This is a genomic window from Streptomyces sp. NPDC003038 (genome assembly GCF_040611115.1).
Lineage (GTDB): Bacteria > Actinomycetota > Actinomycetes > Streptomycetales > Streptomycetaceae > Streptomyces.
This window is the reverse complement of record NZ_JBEXNN010000004.1, coordinates 34,314-60,294: the sequence shown is the minus strand read 5'-3', so window position 1 is coordinate 60,294 and position 25,981 is coordinate 34,314. Positions and strand designations below refer to the sequence as shown.

At 71.9% G+C, this 25,981-nt stretch carries 23 protein-coding genes and 2 pseudogenes; 13 read left to right on the top strand and 12 right to left on the bottom strand.

The features are described 5' to 3' along the window. Positions 1–98: 98 nt before the first annotated feature. From ABZX75_RS06820 to ABZX75_RS06805, 4 genes are all read right to left on the bottom strand, one after another. Positions 99–845 carry an ABC transporter ATP-binding protein gene (locus ABZX75_RS06820; RefSeq protein WP_355408618.1) on the bottom strand — a complete coding sequence of 249 codons (747 nt, stop codon included), beginning with the start codon at positions 843–845 and terminating at the stop codon, positions 99–101. A gap of 25 nt (positions 846–870) precedes the next feature. Continuing rightward, positions 871–1,593: a PadR family transcriptional regulator gene (locus ABZX75_RS06815; RefSeq protein ID WP_355408616.1), complete on the bottom strand. Its 723-nt coding sequence runs from the start codon at positions 1,591–1,593 to the stop codon at positions 871–873. An 87-nt stretch (positions 1,594–1,680) separates the two neighbouring features. Next, entirely contained in the window at positions 1,681–2,193 is a 513-nt protein-coding gene (locus ABZX75_RS06810) for a hypothetical protein (RefSeq protein ID WP_355408614.1), read from the bottom strand. Between the two features lie 215 nt (positions 2,194–2,408). Further along, on the bottom strand, positions 2,409–4,079 hold the full coding sequence (locus ABZX75_RS06805; protein WP_355408612.1) for a protein kinase: 1,671 nt from the start codon (positions 4,077–4,079) through the stop codon (positions 2,409–2,411). A 229-nt stretch (positions 4,080–4,308) separates the two neighbouring features. Between ABZX75_RS06805 and ABZX75_RS06800 the strand changes: the two genes are divergently transcribed. Then, the gene (locus ABZX75_RS06800) at positions 4,309–5,895 is read left to right on the top strand and encodes a protein kinase (protein ID WP_355408610.1); all 1,587 of its coding nucleotides are present in this window, start codon (positions 4,309–4,311) and stop codon (positions 5,893–5,895) included. 86 nt (positions 5,896–5,981) lie between these two features. Here the strand turns inward: ABZX75_RS06800 and ABZX75_RS06795 are convergent. Together ABZX75_RS06795 and ABZX75_RS06790 are read right to left on the bottom strand one after the other, a co-directional pair. Then, a pseudogene (locus ABZX75_RS06795) lies at positions 5,982–6,206 on the bottom strand (pyridoxamine 5'-phosphate oxidase family protein); the annotation flags it as partial. A 63-nt stretch (positions 6,207–6,269) separates the two neighbouring features. Next, positions 6,270–6,929 (bottom strand): response regulator transcription factor, encoded by a 660-nt coding sequence (locus ABZX75_RS06790; protein WP_355408608.1) that lies wholly within the window; start codon positions 6,927–6,929, stop codon positions 6,270–6,272. Positions 6,930–7,254: 325 nt separating this feature from the next. Here ABZX75_RS06790 and pdhA point away from each other — a divergent pair, with 325 nt between their 5' ends. The 5 genes from pdhA (at position 7,255) to ABZX75_RS06765 (ending at position 13,122) form a co-directional block, all read left to right on the top strand. Next, positions 7,255–8,454 carry a pyruvate dehydrogenase (acetyl-transferring) E1 component subunit alpha gene (gene pdhA / locus ABZX75_RS06785; protein WP_355408606.1) on the top strand — a complete coding sequence of 400 codons (1,200 nt, stop codon included), beginning with the start codon at positions 7,255–7,257 and terminating at the stop codon, positions 8,452–8,454. Between the two features lie 5 nt (positions 8,455–8,459). Beyond that, positions 8,460–9,440, top strand: coding sequence for an alpha-ketoacid dehydrogenase subunit beta (locus ABZX75_RS06780; protein WP_355408604.1), 981 nt, complete (start codon positions 8,460–8,462; stop codon positions 9,438–9,440). 31 nt (positions 9,441–9,471) lie between these two features. Beyond that, positions 9,472–10,905 (top strand): dihydrolipoamide acetyltransferase family protein, encoded by a 1,434-nt coding sequence (locus ABZX75_RS06775; RefSeq protein ID WP_355409074.1) that lies wholly within the window; start codon positions 9,472–9,474, stop codon positions 10,903–10,905. 202 nt (positions 10,906–11,107) lie between these two features. Beyond that, positions 11,108–12,046: a GNAT family N-acetyltransferase gene (locus ABZX75_RS06770; RefSeq protein ID WP_355408601.1), complete on the top strand. Its 939-nt coding sequence runs from the start codon at positions 11,108–11,110 to the stop codon at positions 12,044–12,046. Positions 12,047–12,357: 311 nt separating this feature from the next. After that, positions 12,358–13,122, top strand: coding sequence for a hypothetical protein (locus tag ABZX75_RS06765; RefSeq protein WP_355408599.1), 765 nt, complete (start codon positions 12,358–12,360; stop codon positions 13,120–13,122). An 84-nt stretch (positions 13,123–13,206) separates the two neighbouring features. Here the strand turns inward: ABZX75_RS06765 and ABZX75_RS06760 are convergent, their stop codons facing one another. After that, positions 13,207–14,430 carry a DUF1266 domain-containing protein gene (locus ABZX75_RS06760; protein ID WP_355408597.1) on the bottom strand — a complete coding sequence of 408 codons (1,224 nt, stop codon included), beginning with the start codon at positions 14,428–14,430 and terminating at the stop codon, positions 13,207–13,209. A gap of 246 nt (positions 14,431–14,676) precedes the next feature. Here ABZX75_RS06760 and ABZX75_RS06755 point away from each other — a divergent pair, with 246 nt between their 5' ends. Next, a complete protein-coding gene (locus tag ABZX75_RS06755) occupies positions 14,677–16,629 on the top strand; it encodes a C1 family peptidase (protein ID WP_355408595.1) in 1,953 nt (650 codons plus the stop codon). Here ABZX75_RS06755 and ABZX75_RS06750 read toward each other — a convergent pair. Then, a complete protein-coding gene (locus ABZX75_RS06750) occupies positions 16,621–17,820 on the bottom strand; it encodes a DUF418 domain-containing protein (protein ID WP_355408593.1) in 1,200 nt (399 codons plus the stop codon). The genes ABZX75_RS06755 and ABZX75_RS06750 overlap by 9 nt on opposite strands. 242 nt (positions 17,821–18,062) lie before the next feature. Here ABZX75_RS06750 and ABZX75_RS06745 point away from each other — a divergent pair, with 242 nt between their 5' ends. Both ABZX75_RS06745 and ABZX75_RS06740 read left to right on the top strand, forming a co-directional pair. Further along, on the top strand, positions 18,063–18,737 hold the full coding sequence (locus ABZX75_RS06745; protein ID WP_355408591.1) for a GntR family transcriptional regulator: 675 nt from the start codon (positions 18,063–18,065) through the stop codon (positions 18,735–18,737). A 32-nt stretch (positions 18,738–18,769) separates the two neighbouring features. After that, entirely contained in the window at positions 18,770–20,131 is a 1,362-nt protein-coding gene (locus ABZX75_RS06740; RefSeq protein ID WP_355408589.1) for an MFS transporter, read from the top strand. A gap of 163 nt (positions 20,132–20,294) precedes the next feature. Here ABZX75_RS06740 and ABZX75_RS06735 read toward each other — a convergent pair whose 3' ends face one another. Beyond that, positions 20,295–21,119 carry a maleylpyruvate isomerase family mycothiol-dependent enzyme gene (locus tag ABZX75_RS06735; RefSeq protein WP_355408587.1) on the bottom strand — a complete coding sequence of 275 codons (825 nt, stop codon included), beginning with the start codon at positions 21,117–21,119 and terminating at the stop codon, positions 20,295–20,297. 156 nt (positions 21,120–21,275) lie between these two features. Here ABZX75_RS06735 and ABZX75_RS06730 point away from each other — a divergent pair, with 156 nt between their 5' ends. Then, the gene (locus ABZX75_RS06730) at positions 21,276–22,055 is read left to right on the top strand and encodes a carbon-nitrogen family hydrolase (RefSeq protein ID WP_355408585.1); all 780 of its coding nucleotides are present in this window, start codon (positions 21,276–21,278) and stop codon (positions 22,053–22,055) included. Positions 22,056–22,265: 210 nt separating this feature from the next. On the opposite strand, the pseudogene ABZX75_RS06725 reads toward ABZX75_RS06730, so the two are convergent. Then, positions 22,266–22,433, bottom strand: a pseudogene (locus ABZX75_RS06725) (IS982 family transposase); the annotation flags it as partial. Between the two features lie 27 nt (positions 22,434–22,460). Next, positions 22,461–23,015 carry an ABATE domain-containing protein gene (locus ABZX75_RS06720; RefSeq protein ID WP_355408583.1) on the bottom strand — a complete coding sequence of 185 codons (555 nt, stop codon included), beginning with the start codon at positions 23,013–23,015 and terminating at the stop codon, positions 22,461–22,463. A gap of 104 nt (positions 23,016–23,119) precedes the next feature. Here ABZX75_RS06720 and ABZX75_RS06715 point away from each other — a divergent pair, with 104 nt between their 5' ends. Both ABZX75_RS06715 and ABZX75_RS06710 read left to right on the top strand, forming a co-directional pair. Further along, positions 23,120–23,413 (top strand): hypothetical protein, encoded by a 294-nt coding sequence (locus tag ABZX75_RS06715; protein WP_355408581.1) that lies wholly within the window; start codon positions 23,120–23,122, stop codon positions 23,411–23,413. A gap of 26 nt (positions 23,414–23,439) precedes the next feature. Further along, positions 23,440–24,525, top strand: coding sequence for a DNA alkylation repair protein (locus tag ABZX75_RS06710; RefSeq protein ID WP_355408579.1), 1,086 nt, complete (start codon positions 23,440–23,442; stop codon positions 24,523–24,525). Between the two features lie 122 nt (positions 24,526–24,647). On the opposite strand, the gene ABZX75_RS06705 is transcribed toward ABZX75_RS06710, so the two are convergent. After that, the gene (locus ABZX75_RS06705; protein WP_355408577.1) at positions 24,648–25,148 is read right to left on the bottom strand and encodes an LURP-one-related family protein; all 501 of its coding nucleotides are present in this window, start codon (positions 25,146–25,148) and stop codon (positions 24,648–24,650) included. A 32-nt stretch (positions 25,149–25,180) separates the two neighbouring features. Between ABZX75_RS06705 and ABZX75_RS06700 the strand changes: the two genes are divergently transcribed. Continuing rightward, on the top strand, positions 25,181–25,981 hold the full coding sequence (locus ABZX75_RS06700; protein ID WP_355408575.1) for a hypothetical protein: 801 nt from the start codon (positions 25,181–25,183) through the stop codon (positions 25,979–25,981).

Below are 25,981 nucleotides of genomic sequence, written 5' to 3'. Positions count from 1 at the left end.
GAGGACGAGGGCGCTGCGGCCCTTGGCGCGCCAGGCGTCGCGGCGGGCGATCCGGACCGCCGCGACCCAGGAGTGGTACCAGCCTTGGAGCGAGGAGGTCACTGGCCGGCCGCCTGCCCCGAGAGCAGGGAGTCGGCCCGGCTGCGCAGGGTCTCGTCGACCACGCTGCCGTCGCGCAGGAAGACCACGCGGTCCGCCCAGGCGGCGAAGCGCGGCTCGTGCGTGACGAGGACCCCGGCCGCGCCCGCGTCGCAGCGGGAGCGCAGCAGGGCGAGAACGGATTCGCCGGTCTCGGAGTCGAGGGCGCCGGTGGGTTCGTCGGCGAGCACCAGGCGGCGGTCGCCGACGAGGGCGCGGGCGATGGCCACGCGCTGCTGCTGGCCGCCGGACATCTCGTCGGGGAAGCGGTCGGCGAGCTGCCCGAGGCCCATCTCCTCCAGCGCGGCGAGCGCGGAGGCGCGGGCCTTGCGGGCGGAGGTGCCGTCGAGTTCGCGGGGCAGGGCCACGTTCTCGGCGGCGGTGAGGGCCGGGATCAGGTTGTAGTCCTGGAAGACGTACCCGATGCTGCGCCGGCGCAGGGCGGCCAGCTGCTTGCGGCTCGCCGTGGTGATGTCGGTTCCTTCGACGATCACCCGTCCGCTGGTGGGGGTGTCGAGTCCGCCGGCGAGGGTGAGCAGCGTGGACTTGCCGGAGCCGGAGGGGCCCATGACGGCGACGAGCTCGCCGGGAAAGACGGAGAGGTTGATGCCGCGCAGGGCGTGCACCTCGGTGGCGCCGCTGCCGTGTGTGCGGACGAGTTGGTCCAACTGCAGTACGGGCCGCTCGGGCTGGTGCTGGTCGGGCATGAAGGGTCCCCCCTGGAACGGTGGTTCAGCCCCGCCGCGAGCGGGCGGTACGGGGCCGGGTGGCGGTGGGCGGGGCCGTGCTCGCGGTCGCTGTCGCGGCCGGGTCGGCTGTGGTTTCGGGTTCGGTTTCGGCTGTGGTTTCGGGGTCGGGTTCGGTTTCGGCGGCCTGGGACGGTTCGGGACGGGCGGCTCTCCGGTCGGCCGGCAGGGAGAGCCGCACGAGCCGGGCTTCGCAGTGGTCGAGCCAGCGGGCCTCGGCCTCGGTCTGGAAGATCAGCTGTTCCAGGACCAGCAGCCAGGCCACGTCGTCGCGTTCGCGGGACTGCCCGCTCTCGACCGCGGTGAGTGCCTGGGCCTTGAGCCGGGTGTAGTCCTGCATCGCCCGGATCGTGGCGTGCCGCTGGGACTGGATGACGGCGCGGATGTCCACGCCGGGGGAGCCCACGGCCATGGCGAGCTTGATGGACAGCTCGTCACGGGGAGGGTGGGCGCGGTCCACGGGACGCTCGTACCACTCGCGCAGTTCGGCGCGTCCCGTGTCGGTGATGGCGTACAGGGTGTGTCCGGCAGCGTCCTCGCCGCCGGGGGCGACGAGGCCGTCGCGCTCCAGGCGGGCGAGCGTGGTGTACACCTGCCCGACGTTGAGCGGCCAGGTGGAGCCGGTGCGGGATTCGAATTCGGTGCGCAGTTGGGAGCCGTACCGAGGACCCCGTTCCAGCAGGGCGAGAAGGCCGTGACGGATCGACATACCGAGTATGTATACCGAGTATGTTCGCGGCCCACAACCATCCCGGGGCGTACATCCCAAGGGGGACGCGCGGCTCAGTTCACAGCACTAGATGCCTCTGCGCAGCCGCATGCCGAGATAGCCGAGCCCCACGCCCATCAGGGCGAAGCCGGTGCCGAGCGGCAGTATGTGCGCCGCCAGGTCGGCGGCCCGGTCGTTGCGCTCGGTGCCGATCGCGGTGACCGTCTCGGGCGGCGGGCTCGGCGTCGCCACGGGCGGCGGGGTGACGGGCTCGGTGCGCGGACGCACCGGCCGGGGACGGGCGGCGGCCACCATCTCCTGGTCCGGCGGCTCGGCCGCGGGCCGCCCGGGCCGCTCCCGCCCGACCCCGGCCGCACTGCCGGCGAGTTGCTCGTAGACCTCTTGCGGTACTTCCCCGGCCGCCTCCGGGGGCTGCTCCCCGGCCGGTGGCGTGGGGGCCGCCGGCGCGGCGGCGCCGGTGGCCGGGGCGAGAGCTGGGCCGAACGAGGAGACCGCGTACGCCGGGGCCGCGGTCGCCAGCGCCGCGGCGGCCAGGGCGGCACAGGCCAGTCGGCGGGCCGGGCGGAAGCCTTGGTTCACGGGGAGCCCCTCCCGTCCCGAGCGGCCGATATGTCTCGCTCAGATTTACATGACGGGATGAAAGCGGCATCCCGGGCGCCCCATCAGGGTGCCCGGGATGGATGACGGTGCGACGCGGCCGCGGGCCGCGGCAGCCCGGGGCCACCGCCCTCGCGGGCCGCCGCGGCCCGGTCGCGGGGCTACCGGTGTGCGCTACCGCGCTGTTGCGTCACGCGCTACGACGGGTTGCCCGTCGAAACGGTCAGCGTGTACTCGGTGCCCTCTTTGTCGATCTTGTCGTCCGGTGCTGGGTTCTGCTCCAGCACGGTGTCCTGGCCGTACACCGCCTCGTCCTTTTCCACGATCTTGTACTTGCCGCCCGAGGCCTGAATGCAGGCCTTCACGGAGAGCACGTTCTTGTAGCGGAAGTCCGGCGCCACGTACTTGCCCGGGTCGCTGTGGTGCTTCCTCGGTTCCTTGCACTTGGCCGCGTCGATCGTGCGCGAGGTGTCCGGGCCCTTGTGACCGGCCTGGGCGGAGGCGGACGTGGAGGTTCCCGCCGCCGGGGTACCCCCCTTCCCCTCGTCCTTGCCCTTGTCGTCGCCGTTCATCGAGAGCGCCGTGATCAGACCGCCGATGGCGAGCAGCGCCACCGCGATCGCGCCCGCGACCACCGGCGTGTTCCGCCTGGAGCCGGCGCCGCTCCCGCCCGCGCCGGACCCGCCGTGCGTGGTCGGCGACATGGTGTACGGCGGCGGGGTCTGCGGCGCGTACTGCTGCGGCGGGGGCGTGTGCGGGGCGTGCTGCTGCGGCGGATAGGCGTACCCGCCCTGCGCGTGCGACTGCGGCGCGGGCGTCGGCGCGTACGGGGACGGCCCCGGGGTGTGCGGCGCCTGGTAGGGCTGCTGCAGCGAGTGCGGCGGCGGTGCCTGGAAGCCGGAGTCCACCGGCGGGAACACCGCCGACCCGACGCCCGCGCCGCTGCTCACCGGCCCGTGGCCCTGGACGATGACCGGCGCCCCGGCCTGGCCGGCCGACAGCACGCGCAGCACCTCGTCGCGCATGGCCGCGGCCGTGGGGAAGCGCTCGTTCGGGTTCTTTCGCAGGGCGCGCAGCACCAGTGCGTCCATCGCCGGGGTCACCGACCGGTTGATGGTGGACGGAGCGACCGGCTCCTCCTGTACGTGCGCGTACGCGATCGCCAGCGGGGAGTCGGCGTCGAAGGGGATCCGGCCCGTCAGCAGCTGGAACAGCATGATGCCGACCGAGTACAGGTCGGAGCGGGCGTCGACCCCGCGCCCCAGCGCCTGCTCGGGCGACAGGTACTGAGGGGTGCCGACGACCATGCCGGTCTGCGTCATCGAGGTGACCCCCGACTGCATGGCCCGGGCGATGCCGAAGTCCATCACCTTGACCACGCCGCGCTTGGTCATCATGACGTTGCCCGGCTTGATGTCGCGGTGGACCAGGCCCATCTCGTGGCTGGTCTCCAGGGCGGCCAGCACGTCGGCCGTCACCTTCAGCGCCTTGTCCGCCGGCATCGCCCCGTGCTGCGTGATGTCGGCCTGGAGCACGGAGCCGAGCGGCTGCCCCTCCACGTACTCCATGACGATGTACGGCATGACCGCGCCGCCGAGCTCGCCCTCGCCCGTATCGAATACCGAGACGATGTTCGTGTGCGACAGTTTGGCTACAGCCTGGGCCTCGCGGCGGAACCGCTCCCGGAAGGACTGCTCGCGGCCGAGGTCGCTGTGCAGCGTCTTGATGGCGACCTGCCGGTCGAGCGCGGAGTCGTACGCCAGGTAGACGGACGCCATGCCGCCCTCGCCGAGCAAGTCCCTTAGCTGGTAACGGCCACCGGCCAGAGAGCCGCCCGCGTACTGGCCCTGAGTGCCGTCCTGGCTCATGACTGTTGCTTCCCCTCGGGATGTGTCCCTACGCCTCTGGCTGAGCGCATGTGGCGCCCAGTCTGCCGGAGGGCAAGCTCACGTCAAGCCAGGTGCCCTTTCCGTAACCACGGGGCCACCGGCTGCTCCGGCCCGAACGGTGACCGGTGCCGAGGCTGTAGCGTTCATTGGAGCACCAAGAAGAGGACTACCGCTGAGCGGCGGCCGAGAGAGACGACGGCGAGGACTGATGGCACCCGAACCCGAGGGAAACGGCGCCGGGATGACCGATGGTCCTGAGCATTGGGGCGCCGGCGGCCTGGTGGGAGACGGCCGTTACCGGCTGACCCATCGCCTGGGCCGTGGCGGCATGGCCGAGGTGTTCGCCGCCGAGGACGTACGGCTGGGCCGTACCGTCGCCGTGAAGCTGCTGCGCGCCGACCTCGCCGAAGACCCGGTCTCCAAGGCCCGCTTCACGCGCGAGGCGCAGTCGGTCGCCGGGCTCAATCACCATGCCGTCGTCGCCGTGTACGACTCGGGCGAGGACCGGGTCGGCCCGACCACCGTGCCGTACATCGTCATGGAGCTGGTCGAGGGCCGCACCATCCGCGAGCTGCTGCTCAGCGCGGAGGCCCCGGGCCCCGACCAGGCGCTGATCATCGTCTCGGGTGTGCTCGAAGCCCTCGCGTACTCGCACCAGCACGGCATCGTGCACCGCGACATCAAGCCGGCGAACGTCATCATCACCGAGTCCGGCGCGGTGAAGGTCATGGACTTCGGCATCGCCCGCGCCCTGCACGGCGTGCAGTCGACGATGACGCAGACCGGCATGGTCATGGGCACCCCGCAGTACCTCTCGCCGGAGCAGGCCCTCGGCAAGGCCGTGGACCACCGCTCCGACCTGTACGCGACCGGCTGTCTGCTGTACGAACTCCTCGCCCTGCGGCCCCCCTTCACGGGCGAGACCCCGCTGTCGGTGGTCTACCAGCACGTCCAGGACGCCCCGGTGCCGCCCTCGCAGCTGCCGGAGGGCCACCACATCCCGAAGGAGCTCGACGGTCTGGTCATGCGCTCCCTGGCCAAGGACCCGGACGACCGGTTCCAGAGCGCCGAGGAGATGCGCGGGCTGGTCCAGTACGCGCTCCAGATGCTGCAGGACCACGGGCCGAACACGGGCACCTGGAACACCGGCCCGGTCACCATGGCCCTGCCGCACGGGGCGCCGGGCGGCAACACCTCCGCGATGCCCGTGGGCGGCAACGGCGGACAGCAGAAGTACACCTCGCACGCCTCGACCTCGCAGTTCCAGCAGCCGATGGTGCCGCCGCTGAACCCGGACGATGGCTCGGCCTTCCCCGGCGGCGCGGGCCGGGGCGGTCGCGGCGGCCCGGGTGGCTACGACGGCTATGACGACCGCGGCGGTGACAGCCGCTGGAAGCTGTGGCTGTTCGCGGTGCTCGCGGTCATCGCGGTCGCGGGCGGTGTGGCGTTCGCCGTCAACAGCGTCGGAGCCAAGGACAAGGACACGAAAACCCCGGGCGGTGTCACCCAGAGCTCCTCCAGCGGGCAGCCGAGCTCCGCGGGCGCCCCGGAGACGACGCCGCCCCGTCAGAGCACGACCGAGGCTCCCTCGTACTCCGAACCCTCGTACACCCAGACCCGGAGCAAGGCGCCGAGCGTCAGCGCGTCGACCTCTCCCTCGCAGTCCGCCTCCTCGTCGCCGTCGCCGTCGAAGTCCGCGTCGCAGTCGGCCTCGCCGTCGCCGTCCAAGACCTCGGCGACCAAGTCGCCGCCGCCGTCGCCCCCGGCGACGGGCAACGGCAACGACGAGGAATGACCTGCGGGAGCGATCTGCGCGAACGGGCCCGGCGGAATCACGAATTCCGCCGGGCCCGTCCCCGTATCTGGACGAATACGTACTGGTCAGCGTGCGTGCTGGTACTGCCGGTCCGCATTCCCGGCCAGCGAGTGCACGGTGACGAACTGCGGTTCGATCCGCATATGGACGGGGTCGAAGACCGCTCCGTCCACGAAAGGCGGACCCGGGCCGAAAAGCTCCAGTTCGGCGGTGGTCGGTTCCACGATCCGCGCGGTGCCGGTGAACTGCACCGACCACAGCCGGGCGTCCCGGGAATTGAAGTTGTCGGCTAATCTGGGACGTTGGTCCCGAATCGACCGGCGTGTCGCGCGGGACCCGGACCGGGATTGGGCCTAGCGCTTCTCCGCCTGCAGGCGGGCCACGTAGGCGGCGGCCTGGGAGCGGCGCTCCATGCCCAGCTTGGACAGCAGGCTGGAGACGTAGTTCTTGATGGTCTTCTCGGCCAGGTGCAGCCGCTCGCCGATGACGCGGTTGGTCAGACCCTCGCCGATCAGGTCGAGGATCTTCCGCTCCTGGTCGGTGAGGTGCGAGAGGCGGTCGTCGTCCTTGCCGTTCTTGCCGTCGCGCAGCCGCTCCAGCACCCGGGCGGTGGCGACCGGGTCCAGCAGCGACTTGCCGGCCGCGACGTCCCGTACGGCGTTGATCAGCTCATTGCCGCGGATCGCCTTGAGGACGTAGCCCGAGGCGCCGGCCATGATCGCGTCGAACAGCGCCTCGTCGTCGGCGAACGAGGTCAGCATCAGGCACTTGATGTCCTCGTTCACGGAGCGCACCTCGCGGCACACCTCCACGCCGCTGCCGTCCGGCAGGCGGACGTCGAGGACGGCCACGTCAGGGCGGGTGGCGGGGATGCGGACCAGCGCGTCGGCGGCCGTACCCGCCTCGCCGACGATGACGATGTCCTCTTCGACCGACAACAGCTCGTGAACGCCCCGACGTACCACTTCGTGGTCGTCCAGGAGGAATACCTTGATTTTTCCGTCTTCGCGCACGAAGTCAGTTTCACACACTCACCCCTTCCCTGACGGGGTTACCCGGGATAACGTGCCGTTGTTCCGGCCCCCTGCAAGGCTGTGACCAGTGGTTGTTCCCGTTTCTGCGGATTTACTTGGTAATCCAAGCAAAATCGCAGGTCAAACGGGGTTTCGCAGTTATGCGGCGCACTGGGTAACGTGCATAGCGCAGGGCACTCGCCGGGGCACCTGTCACGCCTGAATCCCGTACGCGACGCGCACCCACCCCGTGCGCGGGTACGGATACAGGTGAGCCGCACTGGACCCCGGAGAACCCGGGTGCCGGACCGACGGAGGAGCACACGTGACCGTGGAGAGCACTGCCGCGCGCAAGCCGCGACGCAGCAGCGGCACCAAGCGGGCCGCAGGCGCCGCGAGCGCCCGCACGACCCCCGCTGCCACCGCGCAGACGCAGGACGTCGAACCTCAGCTCGTACAGCTGCTGACGCCCGAAGGGGACCGGGTCGAAAGCGCGGAGAACGCGGAATTCGCACCCTTCGTCGCCGACATCACCACCGACGACCTGCGCGGTCTGTACCGCGACATGGTCATGACCCGCCGCTTCGACGGCGAGGCGACCGCCCTGCAGCGCCAGGGGGAGCTGGGCCTGTGGGCCTCGCTCCTCGGCCAGGAGGCCGCCCAGATCGGCTCCGGCCGGGCGCTGAACGACGACGACTACGTCTTCCCGACGTACCGCGAGCACGGCGTGGCCTGGTGCCGCGGCGTCGACCCGACCAACCTGCTCGGCATGTTCCGCGGTGTGAACCACGGCGGCTGGGACCCGAACACCAACAACTTCCACCTCTACACCATCGTCATCGGCTCGCAGACGCTCCACGCGACCGGCTACGCGATGGGTGTGGCCAAGGACGGCGCCGACTCCGCGGTCATCGCCTACTTCGGCGACGGCGCGTCCAGCCAGGGCGACGTCGCCGAGGCGTTCACCTTCTCGGCCGTCTACAACTCTCCCGTGGTCTTCTTCTGCCAGAACAACCAGTGGGCGATCTCCGAGCCCACCGAGCGCCAGATGCGCGTGCCGCTCTACCAGCGCGCGCAGGGCTTCGGCTTCCCGGGCGTCCGCGTCGACGGCAACGACGTGCTGGCCTGCCTGGCCGTGACCCGCTGGGCCCTGGACCGGGCGCGCCGCGGTGAGGGCCCGACCCTGGTCGAGGCGTTCACGTACCGCATGGGCGCGCACACCACCTCCGACGACCCGACGAAGTACCGGCGGGACGAGGAGACGGCGGCCTGGGAGGCGAAGGACCCGATCCTGCGCCTGAAGGCCCACCTGCTGGCCACCGGAGGCGCCGACGAGGCGTTCTTCGCGGAGCTGGAGGCGGAGAGCGAGGCCATGGGCAAGCGGGTGCGCGAGGCCGTACGCGCCATGCCCGACCCGGACACCATGGCGATCTTCGAGAACGTCTACGCGGACGGGCACGCGCTCGTCGACGAGGAGCGCGCCCAGTTCGCGGCCTACCTCGCGTCCTTCGAGGGTGGGGAGTGACCACCATGGCCATCGAAAAGATGTCGATCGCGAAGGCGCTCAACGAGTCGCTGCGCAAGGCCCTGGAGACGGACCCCAAGGTCCTGATCATGGGTGAGGACGTCGGCAAGCTGGGCGGTGTCTTCCGGATCACCGACGGCCTGCAGAAGGACTTCGGCGAGGAGCGGGTCATCGACACCCCGCTCGCGGAGTCCGGCATCGTGGGCACGGCGATCGGACTCGCGCTGCGCGGCTACCGCCCGGTCGTGGAGATCCAGTTCGACGGTTTCGTCTTCCCGGCCTACGACCAGATCGTCACGCAGCTCGCGAAGATGCACGCGCGGGCCCTGGGCAAGATCAAGATGCCGGTCGTCATCCGCATCCCGTACGCGGGCGGCATCGGCGCGGTCGAGCACCACAGCGAGTCCCCGGAGGCGTTGTTCGCGCACGTGGCGGGCCTGAAGGTGGTCTCGCCGAGCAATGCGTCGGACGCGTACTGGATGCTCCAGCAGGCGATCCTCAGCGACGACCCGGTGATCTTCTTCGAGCCGAAGCGGCGCTACTGGGACAAGGGCGAGGTCGATGTCGAGGCCATTCCGGGCGAGCTGCACAAGGCCCGGGTGGCGCGCGAGGGCGCGGACCTGACGCTGGCGGCCTACGGCCCGATGGTGAAGGTCTGCCTGGAGGCGGCGGCCGCGGCGGCCGAGGAGGGCAAGTCGGTGGAGGTCGTCGACCTGCGCTCGATGTCCCCGGTCGACTTCGACGGACTGCAGGCGTCGGTGGAGAAGACCCGCCGGCTCGTGGTCGTCCACGAGGCGCCGGTGTTCCTCGGCGTGGGCTCGGAGATCGCCGCCCGCATCACCGAGCGGTGCTTCTACCACCTGGAGGCGCCGGTACTGCGCGTGGGCGGTTTCCACGCCCCGTACCCGCCGGCCCGCCTGGAGGACGAGTACCTGCCGGGCCTGGACAGGGTGCTCGACGCCGTCGACCGCTCGCTGGCGTACTGAGGAGAGCCCTGTGACGATCCGCGAATTCAGAATGCCCGACGTGGGCGAGGGCCTCACCGAGGCCGAGATCCTCAAGTGGTACGTCCAGCCGGGTGACGCGGTCACCGACGGCCAGGTCGTCTGCGAGGTCGAGACGGCCAAGGCCGCCGTGGAACTGCCGATCCCGTTCGACGGTGTCGTGCACGCGCTCCTCTTCGAGGAGGGCACCACGGTCGATGTCGGCCAGGTCATCATCTCGGTGCGGACGGAGGGCGGCTCCGACGCCGCCGAGGCCCCGGTGCAGGAGGCGGCCCCGGCCGACGCCGCGGAGGAGCCGGCCGCCCCCGAGGCGCGCCAGCCCGTCCTGGTCGGCTACGGAGTCTCCACCGCCTCCACCAAGCGCCGCCCGCGCAAGCCGGTGGCGGGCGCGGCCGCGCAGAACGGCACGTACGCGGCCGCTGCCCCGGCCGCTGCCCCCGTGGCTCCGGTGGCTCCGGTGGTCCCCGCGCAGCCGAACGGCAACGGCGAGGCGGGCGCCGGCGAGCGCCCCCTGGCCAAGCCGCCGGTGCGCAAGCTCGCCAAGGACCTCGGCATCGACCTGGCCTCGGTGGTACCGACCGGGGACGGCGGGGTCGTGACCCGGGAGGACGTGCACGCCGCGGCCGCCGCGGGCCTCACCCCGCAGGCTCCGCAGGCTCCGGCGGCGCCCGAGCCGGTGGCGGCCCCGGTGGCCGCGCAGGCCCAGGCGGCTCAGGCGGCCCAGGCCGTCCCGGCCGGGACGCAGGCCAGGGAGACCCGTATCCCGGTCAAGGGCGTCCGCAAGGTCACCGCCCAGGCCATGGTCGGCTCCGCCTTCACGGCGCCGCACGTCACCGAGTTCGTGACGTTCGACATCACCCGCACGATGAAGCTGGTCCAGGAGCTCAAGGCCGACCCGGACCTGGCGGGGCTGCGCGTCAACCCGCTGCTCCTCATCGCCAAGGCCGTGCTGGTGGCCGTCCGCCGCAACCCGGAGGTCAACGCGTCCTGGGACGAGGCGGCCCAGGAGATCGTGCTCAAGCACTACGTCAACCTGGGCATCGCGGCGGCCACCCCCCGCGGCCTGATCGTCCCGAACATCAAGGACGCCCACGCCAAGACCCTGCCCGAGCTGTCCGAGGCCCTGTCCTCGCTGGTCGCCACGGCCCGCGAGGGCAAGACCTCCCCGGCCGACATGCAGAACGGCACCCTCACCATCACCAACGTCGGCGTCTTCGGCGTCGACACCGGTACGCCCATCCTGAACCCCGGCGAGTCCGCGATCCTCGCGGTCGGCGCGATCAAGCTCCAGCCGTGGGTCCACAAGGGCAAGGTCAAGCCGAGGCAGGTCACCACCCTCGCCCTCTCCTTCGACCACCGCCTCATCGACGGCGAGCTCGGCTCCCGCTTCCTGGCCGACATCGCGGCGGTCCTGGAACACCCCCGCCGTCTCATCAGCTGGTCGTGACGGTTCGTCTGCAGCGGGCAAGGCGCAGCGACGACCGGTAACGGATGGCACCACTCGGCCGATGGCCGGTCTCCCCTCGGGGCGGCCGGCCATCGGCCGTACGGGAACGGGGCAGTGGACGGCAGTGGAGGACACCCCCACGTGGCGCTGGCGCGGACGAAACCCCGTGGCCGGGGAGAGCGTCCCAGGTGATCATCGCCAGATGTTCTTCCGCGCCGCCACCGCAGAGCCCGCCGGCCTCGACCGCGCCTTCGCCTACCCGGCCGACGGCCCCGTCCCCGCTCTGACGGCCGAGAAGATCCGTGAGGAGCTCGCCGGGAACCAGTTCCGCCCCGAGTGGACCTGGTTCGCCGAGGACGCGGACGGCGAGGTCCTGGCCCGCGCCCTGTGGTGGGGCCGGGCCGACAGCGAGCGGCCGATCGCGCTCGACTGCCTCCAGGTGCGGTCCACCGTGGCCGACCCGGCCGCCGTCGCCGCCGGGCTCATGGCGGCCGGCCACGAGGCCTTCGGCACCCTCCCCGTCTACAACATCTCGCTGCCCCGCGACTGGCGCGCCGACCCCGCCATGGCCGGGGCGGTCGCCTGGCGCCGGGAGGCGGCGTACAAGACCGGCCTGACCCGCGAGATCGAGCGCCTGCGCTACGAGTGGACGCCGGCCGCCGGGACCCCCGAGCCCACCGGCCGGCTCGTCTTCCGGGAGGGCACGGACGAGGAGTTCCTCAACGCCTTCGTCCGGCTGTCGGCCGGCAGCCTCGATCTGCACACGCGGACCGAGCTCCGGTCGATGGACGCGGAGCAACTGGCCCGCGACGACATCGAGTTCTACCTCGACTGCCCCGGCGAGCGTTCCTGGTGGCGCCTCGCCCACCTCCCGGACGGCACCCTGGCGGGCATGGCGATCCCCTCGGCGACCCCGTACCACCGCAACGTCGGCTACCTGGGTGTCGTACCGGAGCAGCGCGGCCAGGGCCTGATCGACGAGATCCTGGGCGAGATCACCCGCTTCCACGCGGCCGAGGGTGCCGAGCGGATCACCGCGACCACGGACACCGTCAACACCCCGATGGCCGCCGCCTTCGACCGCGCGGGCTACCGGGTCAGCGAGATCCGCCTGGTGCTGGAGGAACCGTCCGGGACGTGAGGGGCGTTCTTTCCCTCGGGGACTGTGCGATGAGTAGCCGTAGCCGTAGCCGTACATCCCAGAACCCGCAGCCGGTTGGCCGGGTTACCGCGCCGAGCCGTCCTGCGACCCCGGCCGGAGCCGGGTATTCCCGGCCCCGGTGCCCGCGGAGCTGCGCGCGCTCGGGGACGAGGTCCGGGCGGCCGACTGGCCGGTGCGGCTCGCCTTCCGCGGCTCCCGGACCGCGCTGCTGGACACCCTCTGCCGTCGGCAGACGCTGGACCGCGTCGCGAGGGGTGACGGGGTAGCCTCCGGCCGGGAGGGAGGTCGGGGTGGCCATCGCCGAACTGCAGGTGTACTCCGTCGAGGAGGCCGACGTCACGGGCGGCGTGTGCGTGGTCCGCTGCGTCGGCGGGGCGGCGCGCACCGGACAGGTCTATGCCGTGGGGGAGTTGCGGCTCGGCCTGCGCCGGATCGAGCGGTACGGGCGGACCGTCGGCTTCTTCGACGCCGGTCAGGTCGCGAAGGTCCACCTCACGGGGCCCGTGGTCGCGCTGCTCACCCGGGGGCAGGTGCTGACCTCGGTGCCGCCCGACGGGCATGCGCTGGAGGAGCTGGAGGACTGGCTGGCCACCGGCCCGCCGCTGCTGGACGAGCCCCGTCCGCGGACGCTGCGCGTCCTGGCCGTGGGACGGATGCGGGACGAGGGGCTGCCGGACGGGAGCCGCCTGCGCTGGGGCCGGGTGGCGCTGACCGCGACCTACCGCTGCGCGGAGGCGGAGGACGCGCCGGATCTGGTCCGCGGGGCCGAACTGGCCTTCGTACGGGCGTACATGATCCAGCGCTTCGGCCCGGAACGCGGCGGCGACCCGGTGGCCCTGTGCCGGGAGGCGCTGGCGCTGATCGACCTCACGCCGCAGGCCGCGCTGGCGGAGGCCCGCACCTGGCGGGATCTCCCGCGCGCCCGCATCCGCCACCTGCGCCGCATCAAGAACCTGCTCGCCTGGCCGGCCCTCGTACGCCCCCACCTGCGGGACGCCGACCCGTTGACGGCGGCGGTCGACGCCTGGTCGGCGGTGCGCCCGCAGCTGCCCTAGCCGTGTCTCAGCGGGCGGCGCGGGCGGCGCGGGCGGCGTGGCCGGGGGGCGCGGTGGGGGTGATGCGGACGGCCACGCGGACGGTCACGTCCAGGGAAGGTTGAGCCAGGGGCTGCCTGGGTCGGTCGTCAGCTCCTTGTGCACGGCCGCCATGTCCTCGTACCAGTGCCCGAGCTCCTCCTCGTCGAACTGCAGGCAGCGCCCGAGGACGAAGCCGACGGACAGGTCCTCCCACGAGCGGTACGCGAGCCGGCAGGCCTTTCCGGCCCGCACGACGGCGTCCTCGGCCTCCGCGAGGGTGCCGAAACGGGCGCCGAGGCCCCAGCGGGCCATCTGGGAGGCCCGCCCGTAGTCCCAGGCCTCCACGGAACGCACGTGCTTGTTCTCGCCGAGCAGCCCGTCGGCCCGGAAGCGCTGCTCGTAGCGCGCGATGCGGCCGATGACCCGCTGCATGCCCGCGATCTCCCCCTCGACTTCGGCGGTGGGGCGCGGCTGGGCGACGGTGACGCCGTCGGGCGTGATGCGGGGCTCGGCGGCCCGCTCGGCGTTGGCGCGGAGGGTGGCCTCGGTGGCGTGCCGCCAGTGCTCGATGTCCACCGGCCCCGCGAAGTCCCTGGCGAGGGCCCCGCGGACGCGCAGCGCGAACTCCCATACGGGGCTGACCATGTCGGCGGTCAGCAGGCGTTCGGTGCTGAGCAGCCACTCCTCGCGGGTGGTGACGCCCCACCACTCCTTCAGCTTCTCGCGCTCCTCGGTGTAGCCCTGGCCGTGGTAGGCGAGGGCGTTCCAGAACATCCCGTTGCGTACGGAGAGGTGCGCGCCGCAGGCCAGCCCGAAGGCCACGGGGCCGTGCAGGGGACCGCCGATGTGCAGGGCGTGGACCTTGTGCTCTTCCAGGCCGACGGGTCGCCGCCGCCGGCTGAAGTGGAAGGCCCAGGTGACACGGTCGGCGGGGCCGGCGGGGAGGAAGATCTCGAAGGGGGTTCCCGGGTTGACGGCGAGGTACGGGGGTCCGCCCGCCGGGTATCCGTCGGCGAACCAGCCGAGATTCACGCTGCTGAAGACCAGCTCCGGGCTGGGTACGGGGAGCATGCCGGCGGTGAAGACGATGTAGGCCTCGGCGCGGACCTGCGGGAAGTACGCGCGCTCCCGCCGCACGAGGGCGGGGTTCGCGTCCTGGTAGGCGCGGGCCTGCGGTATGAAGAGCTCGGTGACCGCGAGGACGTCGAAGAAGGCGGCCCAGTCCCCGCGCGCCCGGGTCTCGTGCAGCTCTCGTTCTATGACGCTCGGCGCGGTCCAGGTCCCCATGCGGAAACCCTATCCGGGCCTCCCGAGTGCCAGGTCGTAGCGGTGACTTCGTGAAGCCGCCGCGGCCGGCCCGGATTCCGTACCGGAAGGCCGCCGGAAGACCCGGCGGCCACCGCTGGGTCGCCGGGCGGCACACGGCACGCCCCCCGTGCCCCCGCGCGACCGTACGGCCCCCCTTGACGGGTCCGTGCGCCGGGGAGAGGCTCGCGGGTCTCGCATCCGAACGGTTGCAGCTGGGGGGCCGGTATGCCGGACGAGCACGTCCAGTCGGCGGGGGAGTTACGGGCGCGGCTCGTGGCGCGCGGGGCACGGTGGTCGGTCCTTGAGCACCTCGCCGACGAGGAGCCCCTGCCGCGGCCCTCGCTCGGTCTGGAGCCGGGGGCGAATCTGACGCCCGCCGCGGCCGTGGGCCTCGTCGATCTACGGGCGCTCATCGGGCGGGAGAGCGCCAATCCGCACCTGACCCGGCGCCGGGCCGCGCACGGGCTGCTGCCCCCCGCGGAGGCCTCGGCGGCCGCCTCCGGCCCGGCCGCCCGGCCCGTCGCCGTGGACTGGCGCAACCGCTGGGGATGGCCGTGGATCACCAAGGTGAAGGACCAGAATCCCTGCGGCTCCAGCTGGGCCTTCTGTGCCGCCGCCCTGGTGGAGTCCATGGCCCGCATCGAGCACAGCGTGTGGGCCGAGCGGTCGGAGGGGGACGTCCACGACGGGCTGAAGTCCACGTGCGGGCAGGGCTCGGATCCGGAGACCGCCCTGGACTGGATCCGCATGAACGGCGGTCTCGCGGACCCGGACTGCTGGCCGTACAACACCCCGCCCGCCTCGCTTCCCGCCCACCGCCGCGAGGCCTGGCGCGCCGAGTACACGCCGAGCTGGGACCGCTCGGGCCGCACCGTGCGGATCACCGACCCCGTACGGCTCGGCGACGTCGAGCAGCAGAAGATCTGGCTGGACACGGTCGGTCCGCTGACCGCCTGCTTCGACGTGTACGACGACTTCTTCGGCCTCGGTTCGGGTGTTTACCACCGCACCAGCGACCGACTGGCGGGCGGCCAGTGCGTGTTGATCGTCGGCTACGACGACGCGGCGGGCTGCTGGCTGTTCAAGAACTCCTGGGGGACGGGCTTCCACGTCGGCGGTTACGGCCGCATCGCCTACGGCGAGGCCGGCATCGACCACTGGGCCAAGTGCGGCCTGCGCGGTACCGACATCGACCCGTGGAGCAAGCGCCGCCTGCACACCGGCAACGTCTACGAGAGCGGCAACGGCCGCGCCCACCGCAACTTCGAACTGCTCGGCACGACCGGCGGCGGCCGCCTCCAGCACTGGTGGCGCGAGGGCGACGCGCCCTTCCGGTGGTCCCGCGCCGGCACCTTCGCCCACGATGCCTCCGGCCAGCCCGCCTTCACCGGCAGTACCTACAACCGGAACATGGAGTCCCTGCACGTCACCACCGGCGGCCGGCTGCGCCACTGGTACTACGAGCAGTCCGGCGGCGCCTGGCGCGACGGCGGAGCCTTCGGCCCGGGCGACGCCGCCGTCGGCTCGACCCCCGCCTTCATCCAGAGCGACTACGGCAAGCCGGGCAACTTCGAGGTGGTCGTCCGGACCGCCGACGGCCGCCTGAACCACTGGTGGCGGATCAACGGCGCCCCCTGGACCTGGAACGACGGCGGCCGCTTCGCCTCCGGCATCGCCCACTACGGGCCCGCCCTCGTGCAGACCCGCGGCCGCCGCCTCGACCTCGTCGCCGCCCGCACCGACGGCCGCATGCAGCTGTGGTGGCGCGACGACGCGAACGGCTTCACCTGGCACGCGGGGGAGGTCTTCGGCAGTGGCGCCACCTCCGCGCCCTGCCTGATCGAGGCGCAGTACGGGGCCCGGGACGAGGACACCGCCGGGAACTACGAGCTGTGCGTGGCCGTCGCGGGAGGGCGGGTCGAGCACTGGTGGCGCGGCAACGCGAGCGGCTCGGCCTGGAGCCGGGGAGCGGTCTTCGGACACGACGCACTCGCGGTCACCGGGATGCTCCAGAGCAGCTTCGGGTTCAACCTGGAAGTCGTCGTCCTGCGTACCGACCACCTGCTCCAGCACTACTGGCGCGGGGTCGCCTCCCGGACGGAGCCCGGGGGAGGCGCGGGCTGGCACGAGGGACCGGTCATCGGCTCCGTGGGCCCCGCCCGGCCGGCGTCACCGTGACCGGCGCGGCCTGAGCGCGAAGTGCTGTACGGATTCCAGCGGCCCGCGGTCGAAGCGGCGCAGCCAGAGCCAGGAGCCGGCCGTCAGGGCCAGGCTCACGGCGGCCCACAGGCCCATCACCCACCAAGGGCCGGCGGCGGTGCCGGCCAGGCGGCCGGTCAGGCCCAGCCCGATGCCGTAGCACAGCAGCATGCAGAGCAGGTTCTGTGCGACGTAGCAGGACAGGGCGGCGCGGCCGACGGAGCCGAGGGCCGTGACCACCGGCTCGGGGACCCACAGCCGGTCGAGGGCGATCCCGATCAGGCCGATGTAGCCGACGGCGAGCAGCGGCGCGGCGCCGTAGCGGCCCAGCAGGAAGAAGTCGTCGCCGCCGAGGGCGGTCGCGGCATTGAGCGGCAGCCCGAGGCCGAGACCCCAGGCGGCCATCCGGGCCCGCAGGCGCCGGCCCTCGCCCGTCGCGGTGAAGGCGCCCGCGCGGTGGAGCCGGACGCCGAGGAGGAAGAGGAAGACGAGCAGCCCGAAGGAGAAGACGGGCTCGACGCGCAGGGCGAGGAAGTGGTCGACCCGGAAGGCGATCTGGGCGGGGTAGCCGCCGTGGGCGTACAGCTCGACGGCCGCTTCGTCGGGGGCCTGCGGAGCGGTGCCGGACGCGCTGCTCAGCGCGGCGAACGTCAACAGGGCGACCAGGGCCAGGTGCACCCCGCCGGCCGTCCACATCGCGCGCCGCCGGACCTTCTCGGAGCGGGCCAGCAGCCAGGCGACGAGGAGCGCGGTGACGGCGTACCCCATCAGCACGTCCCAGGCGAAGACGAGGAGGAAGTGGACGGTGCCTTCCACGAAGAGGAAGGCGGCGCGCAGCCAGTAGCGGCCGGGCCATGGGTTGCCGCGGCGCGCGGCGGAGTCGTACTGGATGGCCAGGCCCACCCCGAACAGGATCGTCAGCAGCGCCAGGAACTTGCCGTCCGCGAGGAAGCGGAAGACGCTCTCCGCGACGGTCGCGGGGGAGGGGTCGGCGAGAGGGTCCGGGAGCGCGAGGCCGCCCTGGAGCACGCCCCACTCGGAGCCGGGGGAGGCGAAGATCCAGACGTTGGTCATGAGCGTGCCGAGGATGGCGGCGCCGCGCAGGACGTCGAGGAGGGGGAGGCGGGCCGCCTTCGCGGTCGCGATCGGGGTGAGGAGGGTGTCGGCCATGACTTCAGGGTCCCGGCGGGCGGGACGGAGTACGTCGTGCGCGTGGACGAACGCCCGGTACATCCTTCGATGCAGTGGGGAGCCAGGAGGTCCGGAGCCGGGAGGTCGGAGCGGTGACGGTCGGAGCCCTGGTCGTCGGATCCGTGGTCGTCGCAGTCGTGGCGGGGCCGGCGGCGACCGTCGGTGTTTCACATCCTGGACGAGGCCCGGGCTTGCACCCCTGTTGTATCTATGCTGTACGCATGCCAGCCCCGACCACGGGCCCGACCCCGGCCCCGACCAGTACCGTGACCGCCGCCGACCGCGTCTACCGGCACGTCAAGCAAGGCGTCCTCGACCGCCGCTACGAAGGCGGCGTCCTCCTCACCGAGGGCGAACTCGCCGAGGCCGTAGGGGTGTCCCGTACGCCGGTCCGCGAGGCGCTGCTGCGCCTGGAGACCGAGGGGCTGCTGAAGCTGTACCCGAAGAAGGGCGCGCTGGTCCTGGCGGTCTCCGCGCAGGAGATCACCGACGTGCTCGAAACCAGGCTGCTGGTCGAGGAGTTCACCGTACGCAGAGCCGTGCCGGCGCCACCCGGCCTGCTGGACCGGCTCACCGCCCTGGTCGAGGAACAGCGCCGGTACGCCGCCGAGGGCGACCTCGCCGCGATGATGGCCGCCGACCGCGGCTTCCACGCGGAGATCGTGCGCAGCGCCGGCAACCAGATCCTGTGCCGGCTCTACGACCAACTCCGCGACCGCCAGCTGCGGATGGGCGTGGCCCTGCTGCACTCCCATCCCGACCGGGTGGAGCGGACGCTGGCCGAGCACGCCGAGATCCTGGACGCCCTGCGCGCGGGTGACGCGGAGACGGCGGCCGCGGCGGTGCGCGGGCACATCGGGCGGGTCGAGGCGCTCGTGCGGGGGCCGGGCCGGTGACCGGACCCGTGACCGCGCCCGTGAGCGGACCCGTGACCGCGCACCCGTCCGTGACCACCACCCTGGCCAAAGACCCGCCGGGCGGCCGGAAGGCCGTCGCCGTCTGGAGCATCGGCGTCGCCGTCTACTTCGTGGCGGTGATCTTCCGTACCAGCCTGGGCGTGGCCGGACTCGACGCCGCCGACCGCTTCCACGTCAACGCCTCGGCGCTGGCGACCTTCTCGCTGCTCCAGCTCCTGGTGTACGCCGGGATGCAGATACCGGTGGGGCTGATGGTGGACCGGCTCGGCACCAAGAAGGTGCTGACGCTGGGAGCGGTGCTCTTCACCGCCGGGCAGCTCGGCTTCGCGCTCTCCCCCTCGTACGGGATGGCCCTCGCCGCACGCGCCCTGCTGGGCTGCGGCGACGCGCTGACCTTCATATCGGTGCTGCGGCTGGGCACCCGGTGGTTCCCGGCCCGGCAAGGGCCGCTGATGGCGCAGCTGGCCGGGCTGGTCGGCATGGCCGGCAACCTCGTCTCCACGCTGGTGCTGGCCCCCGTCCTGCACGGGGTCGGCTGGGTGCCGGCCTTCGCGGGGAGCGCGGTGGCGGGGCTGATCGTCCTCGTACCGCTGGTGCTGTTCCTGCGGGACCACCCCGAGGGCCACGCTCCCGAGCCCACGGCGCGGGACGGGGGAGGTGCGGGAGGCTTCGTACGCCGCCAGATCGCCGAATCCTGGCGCGAACCCGGGACCCGCCTCGGCCTGTGGGTCCACTTCACGACGCAGTTCCCGGCGATGGTCTTCCTGCTGCTGTGGGGGATGCCGTTCCTGGTCGAGGCGCAGGGGCTGTCACGCACCACCGCGGGCGGACTGCTCACCCTGGTCGTCGCCTCGAACATGGCCCTCGGGCTGGTCTACGGCCAGATCGTCGGCCGCCGGCAGTCGTCGCGGATCCCGCTGGCCCTGGGCACGGTCGGGCTGACGGCCCTCCTGTGGGCCGCGGTCCTCGTCTACCCGGGGGACCGGGCGCCGATGTGGCTGCTGGTCGCGCTGTGCCTGGTGCTCGGGACCTGCGGTCCGGCGTCGATGATCGGCTTCGACTTCGCGCGACCGGCGAATCCGGCGGAGCGGCAGGGCACCGCCTCCGGGATCACCAACATGGGCGGCTTCCTCGCGTCGATGACCACGCTGCTGGTGGTGGGCGTGCTGCTCGACGCCACCGGCGACAACTACCGCATGGCGTTCTCGACGGTGTTCGTCCTTCAGGCGGTGGGCATCGCCCAGATCCTCCGCCTGCGCGGCCGCGCCCTGTCCCGCGAAGGCACCCTCCGGGCCCCTGCCCCTGCCCCTGCCGCTGCCCCTGCCGCTGCCGCGCCCCCGGAACCGGCCCGCCCCGCGGTGGCCCGGCCCTAGGAGCCGTCGCCAAAGCGTCACGCCCACGGCACAGGCACACGGCCCGCGCCGTCGCAGCGTCGCCGATGACGCGGCCGGGCCGCACGCGTGGCCGGCCCGGTCCCGGGGCGGGGCACCCGCCCGCAACCGGACCCGGGACCCGGCGCGGGCGCGGCCCCGCGGGCTAAGGGGTGACCGCGAAGTGGGTCAGGATGGCCTCCGCCAGTGCGGGGTCGCCCTCCACCTTCACCCGGTCGGCCACGACATGCGCCCGGACCCGCCCCGCCGCAAGGCGGACGTACGTCTCCCAGTCCAGAGTCAGCGTCACCGCCGGCCCCAGCGACGGCGCCTTGTCCAGCGACCCCTTGCCCTCCGCGTCGACCCGTACCGTCCGCATGAACTCCAGTGCCCCGTGCACGTCGACGACCACCGCCGAGTTCGCCGGTGCACCCGCCCGCTTCGCGACCACCTTCGGCAGCCCGGACAGCAGGACGTCCCGCGCCACATACGCGGCCGGCGAATCCCAGTTCCCGGGTACGCCCAGCGCCGCCCGCAGGTCCTGCTCGTGGATCCACACGTCGAACGCCCGCAGCCGCAGCGCGTGCTCCAGCGTGACCTGATCGCCGAGCGGCCCCCGCACCATCGTGGCCGGATCCCGCTTCTCGTTGCGCAGCTGCCGCATGCGCCGGATGACGGTGTACTCCAGCTCCGCGGTCATCTCGGGTGCCGTGTGGTGACGTCGTACGTCGACCTGCACTTCCATGTACCGGCTGAACTCGTCCACCACGTGCCGCAGGTCCCTCGCCACGGTGTGGATCGGCCGCGGGTCCCCGAGCTGCTCGCACTCGATGCCGATGATGTGCGACACGACGTCACGGACCGACCAGCCCGGGCACGGGGTGGCCCGGTTCCACTCGCCCTCCGGCAGCGGGAGGACCAGTTCGGATATCGCCTCAATGGAGTGCGTCCACGCGTCGGCATAGGGCTGAAGGCTGGGATGGACGGTCAAGGGGACCCCTCGCGGTGCTGTTCAGTGGCGCGTTCTGGAAGCCTTGGACATTGGACTCCGCTCCCAAAACTACGCTGCCGGTGAGCACCCCGGCAGTGCTTTCGTGTGACGATCGTAGGCCCGAGTGGACGGCTTGAATGCCAGGACGGTGGTAGTGTGCGCGCCTCGCTGATCCAAATCGCAGTGAATGAGGGGGAGTCGGTCCTTTCCCGGCGGTCCCGAGTGGCCGGTCTCGTACGGGAACAGAGCGGCTCCGACCTGGTGGTCCTGCCCGAACTGTGGACCGTCGGCGCCTTCGCCTACGAGCAGTTCGAGACCGAGGCCGAACCGCTCGACGGGCCGACCTACCAGGCCATGTCCAAGGCGGCGCGCGACGCCGGCGTCTGGTTGCACGCGGGCTCGATCGTGGAGCGCGCGGGTGACGGCTCGCTCTACAACACCGCTCTGGTGCTCTCCCCGGCGGGCGAGCTGGCCGCCACCTACCGCAAGATCCACCGCTTCGGCTTCGACCAGGGCGAGGCGGTGCTCATGTCGGCCGGTGACTCCCTGACCACCGTGGCCCTGCCGGAACAGACCCTCGGCATCGCCACCTGCTACGACCTGCGGTTCCCGGAACTGTTCCGCGGCCTGGTCGACGCCGGGGCCACGACGATGGTCGTCGCGGCGGGCTGGCCCGAGCGCCGCCGCTCCCACTGGACCCTGCTCAGCAAGGCGCGCGCCGTGGAGGACCAGTCGTACGTCCTGGCGTGCGGCCTGGCCGGCACCCACGCGGGCGTCGAACAGGCCGGGCACAGCCTGGTGGTGGACCCCTGGGGCGAGGTTCTGGCGGAGGCGGGCCCCGGCGAGGACGTCCTCACCGTGGACCTGGACCCGGCGAAGGTGGCCGAGACCCGCGAGCAGTTCCCGGCCCTCAAGGACCGCCGCCTGGGCCGCTAGCGCGGCGGCGCGGACGACCGGCCCGGCGGCTCGCCCGCTCGCTCGCCAGGCCGGTCGCCGACTCGCCCACTCGCCCGCTCACTCACCCGCCCGGCCGGGTCGGCGTACTAGATGATCGATTCCAAGGGGTCAGTGGTCATAGGCGGTCAGTGAGCGCAGGACGGGCTGTCCCATGTAGTCGTTGTGCCAGATCGCTGCGGTCAGCGCGAGGAAGCCGAGCATGGCCTGCATCATCGCGAGCGTGACCAGCTCGGCGTCGGTGAGCTTCGGGGCGATACCCACCGCCGGCCGCCACGGAGCAAGCTGCGGCGAACCCTTCAGCAGGTCGTCGGTCTCCGCATAGAGTGCCGTCGCGAGGGAGTCCAAGTCTGGTGTCACAACCTGACTTTGGGTTTCCTTGTCTCATCAGCTGTGGGTTCCCGTTTCTCGGGGCTGGCGCCGGGTGGACCTCGCCCGGTTGCCGCAGCCGAGGGAACACCATGCCTGGTCACGGCGCCTGGCCAGGAAGAACATGCCGCAACTGGGGGCGTGGCAGCGCCGCACCCGCTGACGGTCTGGACCCGCGGCCAGGACGAGCGTCTCGCGGGCGATGACGGCGTCGGCGCCGCCACCCTGTTCCCGCTGTGCCAACAGGCCGTCGCCGGTCATCCGGAAGACGACGGGGGCGGACGAGGCCAGTTCGTTCAGGCGGGTCCGCAGGCTGTCGGGGAGCGGCCGCTGTCCGGCCGTCGCGTCCAGCGCGTCACGGACCAGCCCACGCAGCCGCTCCAGCTCCTCCAAGGGGAGGGCGGCCAATCTGCGGTCGGCGGCGCGGGCGCGCCATCGCCTGGTGAGGTCCCGATCGGCGAGGAAGTCAACGTCGCCGCGCCCCGGGCCTGCGCCAACGACGACGGTGTTGGCCAGGTCGAGGACCGGGTCCTCGCCGATCCACGGCATTTCCTGCAGGTCCCGGATGGTCATGCCCCTCAATCTACTGGATTCAGGTCAGCGAACCCGTGATAACTTCAGCTCACGGATTTGATCCGCCAACTCCGTGAGTCACGTGGTCGACGAAGGGTGATGCCATGAGCACAACCATCGAGTACGTCAGGTTCGACACCGACGACCCCGCCGCCCTCACCGCCCACCGGGAGCAGCTCGTCGAACTACTCAAGGAGCGCTACGGCGACGGCTTTCAGGGCGCCCACCTCGCCCAGTTCGACGACGGCACCGTCCTGGACTTCATCATCTGGTCGTCCGCCGCCGTCGCCGAGCGCGCGGCCAAGGAAATGCCGACCGACCCCCGGGCGCAGGGCTTCTTCAGCCGAATCGGCACAGTGCACGAGATGCGGCACGCTCAAGTACTGCACACCGCATAGCCCCCGAGATCAAGGAGAATGACGCTGTGCCCTCGGCAGACGAACTACTCAGCGCGGACACCGTCGCCGACCTCGCCCGATGCCTTACGCGAGCCGGTGACGGGATCACGGCGGCTGAGACCCGGGGGTGCGGCGCCGTCCTGGACGGGCTGAGCTTCACCGAGCGTGTCGCCCTGATCAGAGATGCCGTCCTGGCTGATCTTCCGGCGGACTACCCGGCCTTCGCGAACGTGTTGCGCGCCGCACTGCGGGACGGCGATTTCACCGGATGGATGATCTTCCCTGTCACCGAGGCCGTCGCCGTACGGGGCCAAGACGCCTTCGAACCGGCGCTCGCCCTGCTGGCAGAACTCACCCCGCGCCTGACCGCGGAGACCGCCGTCCGGCCCTTCCTCCGTGCCGACCTGGAACGCGCGCTCCGGGTCATGACGCCGTGGACCGCGCATCCCGACCTCCACGTACGCCGACTGGCCAGTGAGGGCACGCGGCCAAGACTGCCCTGGGCGCCCCAGCTTCCGGAGCTGATCGCGGATCCGACACCCGCGCTGCCCCTGCTCGACGCGCTGTACCGGGATGACTCCGAGTACGTCCGCAGATCAGTGGCCAACCACCTCAACGACATCAGCCGTGACCACCCTGACATCGCCGCTGGTGTCGCGGCGCGCTGGCTGAGCGACCCGGCACCGACGACGACCCGGTTGGTACGGCACGGCCTGCGGACCCTGATCAAGTCCGGCCACGCCGGGGCCCTTACGCTGCTCGGCCACTCCCCGGACAGTCCTGTCGTTGTCGAGGGCCCGCACGTCCACGCTTCAGAGATCCGGGTCGGCGACCATCTGCTGTTCGACTACTCGGTGACCAACACTCACGATCAGACCGCTCACCTCGTCGTCGACTACGTCGTCCTCCATATGAAAGCCAACGGGACCCGTACCCCCAAGGTCTTCAAACTCACCACGCGGTCCCTGGCTCCCGGCGAGACGTGGCGCGCGACACGCAGACACTCCTTCAAGCCGATCAGCACGCGGCGCTACCACCCGGGTGTCCATCTGGTGCAGCTCCAGGTCAACGGCCGATCCCACGGGGAAGCCTCGTTCACGCTGAACTGCTGAGGGCAACCGCCTCGCATCCCCGCTTCGGTGGCGTATCCGCCATCGCGCCGCCACCCCAATGGGGCATCCGCCACCAGAAACGGGAACCTGCATCCGCGCAGCTATCCCTTGGAATCGATCATCTAGGAGGAGGCCTCCTCCCGCTCCTTCTCGGCCATCCGGAGCACACACACCGCGACCGCGATCAGCAGCGCCGCGTCCGCGTCCTCCCGGATCACGTCGACCGCGTACGTCTCGCGGATCCGGTACCACTGCCGCGAGATCAACGCGAGCAGCTCGCCCTCGTGCTCGACCTTGAACTCCCGGTCCAGGATCCGCCCGCTGACGTCGAGCTCGGTGCCCTCGACCAGGCTCACGCGGAAGTGGTTGCGCAGCAGCGAGAGCCGCTTCTTGCGGATCACCGCGAGCCGGCGGTCGTCCCGTTCCAGGGTCATCGCGTCGCGGAAGCTGAACGCCTTCTCCCGCAGGGTGATCAGGATCCGCCCGTCCGGATCCTTCAGCTCCAGCGTGTCCCGGACGCGCAGCGCCTTCCCGTCGACGAGGAAGGCGTGGCGTCCGTCCTCGTCCTCGATCCAGTAGTCGTCCCCGATGGCCAGCATTTTGTCCCGTACGAGGTATTTCATGCGCTGATCGTTGCCCGCGATAGGTTGCCGTCATGCCTCTGCTCTTCGTGACCGACCTGGCGTACCCGGCGCGCGGCCGCCGCTACTGCGACGAGGACATATTCCTCACCTCGCGGCTACGCACCCACTTCGACCTGGCCCTGTGCCACCCCGGCGACGCACGGGCCCTGATGCCCGGCTTCGACGCGGTGATCGTCCGCAACACCGGCCCGGTCCTGCACTACCAGCAGGCCTACGACGCCTTCCGCGCGGCCGCCCTCGCCGCCGGGACCCCCGTCTACAACCCGCTGACCGGCCGCGGCGACATGGCGGGCAAGCAGTACCTGCTCGACCTGACGGCCGCCGGCTACCCGGTCATCCCGACCATCGACGACCCGGCGCGACTGCCGGAGCTGCCGCGGGTGCCGCAGTACGCCGTCAAGCCCAAGCAGGGCGCGGACTCCATCGGCCTCACCTTCACCGCGCACCCGGACGGCCCGGCGGGGCAGAACCTCATCCAGCCGCGCATCGACTTCGCTTACGAGGTCTCCTTCTACTTCGTGGACGACGCCTTCCAGTACGCCCTCTACGCCCCGGACCCGGCCCGCCGCTGGGACCTCCGGCCCTACGCACCGACCGAGGCGGACCTGGCCTTCGCGCGCGCCTTCATCGCGTGGAACACCCTCGCCCACGGCATCCAGCGCGTGGACGCCTGCCGCGCGCCCTCCGGCGAACTCCTGCTGGTGGAGCTGGAGGACTTGAACCCGTACCTCTCCCTGGACCTGCTCCCGGCGGACGTCCAGGACAGCTTCGTCGCGGCGCTCGTCCGGTCCCTCCACGGCTTCCTGGCCTGA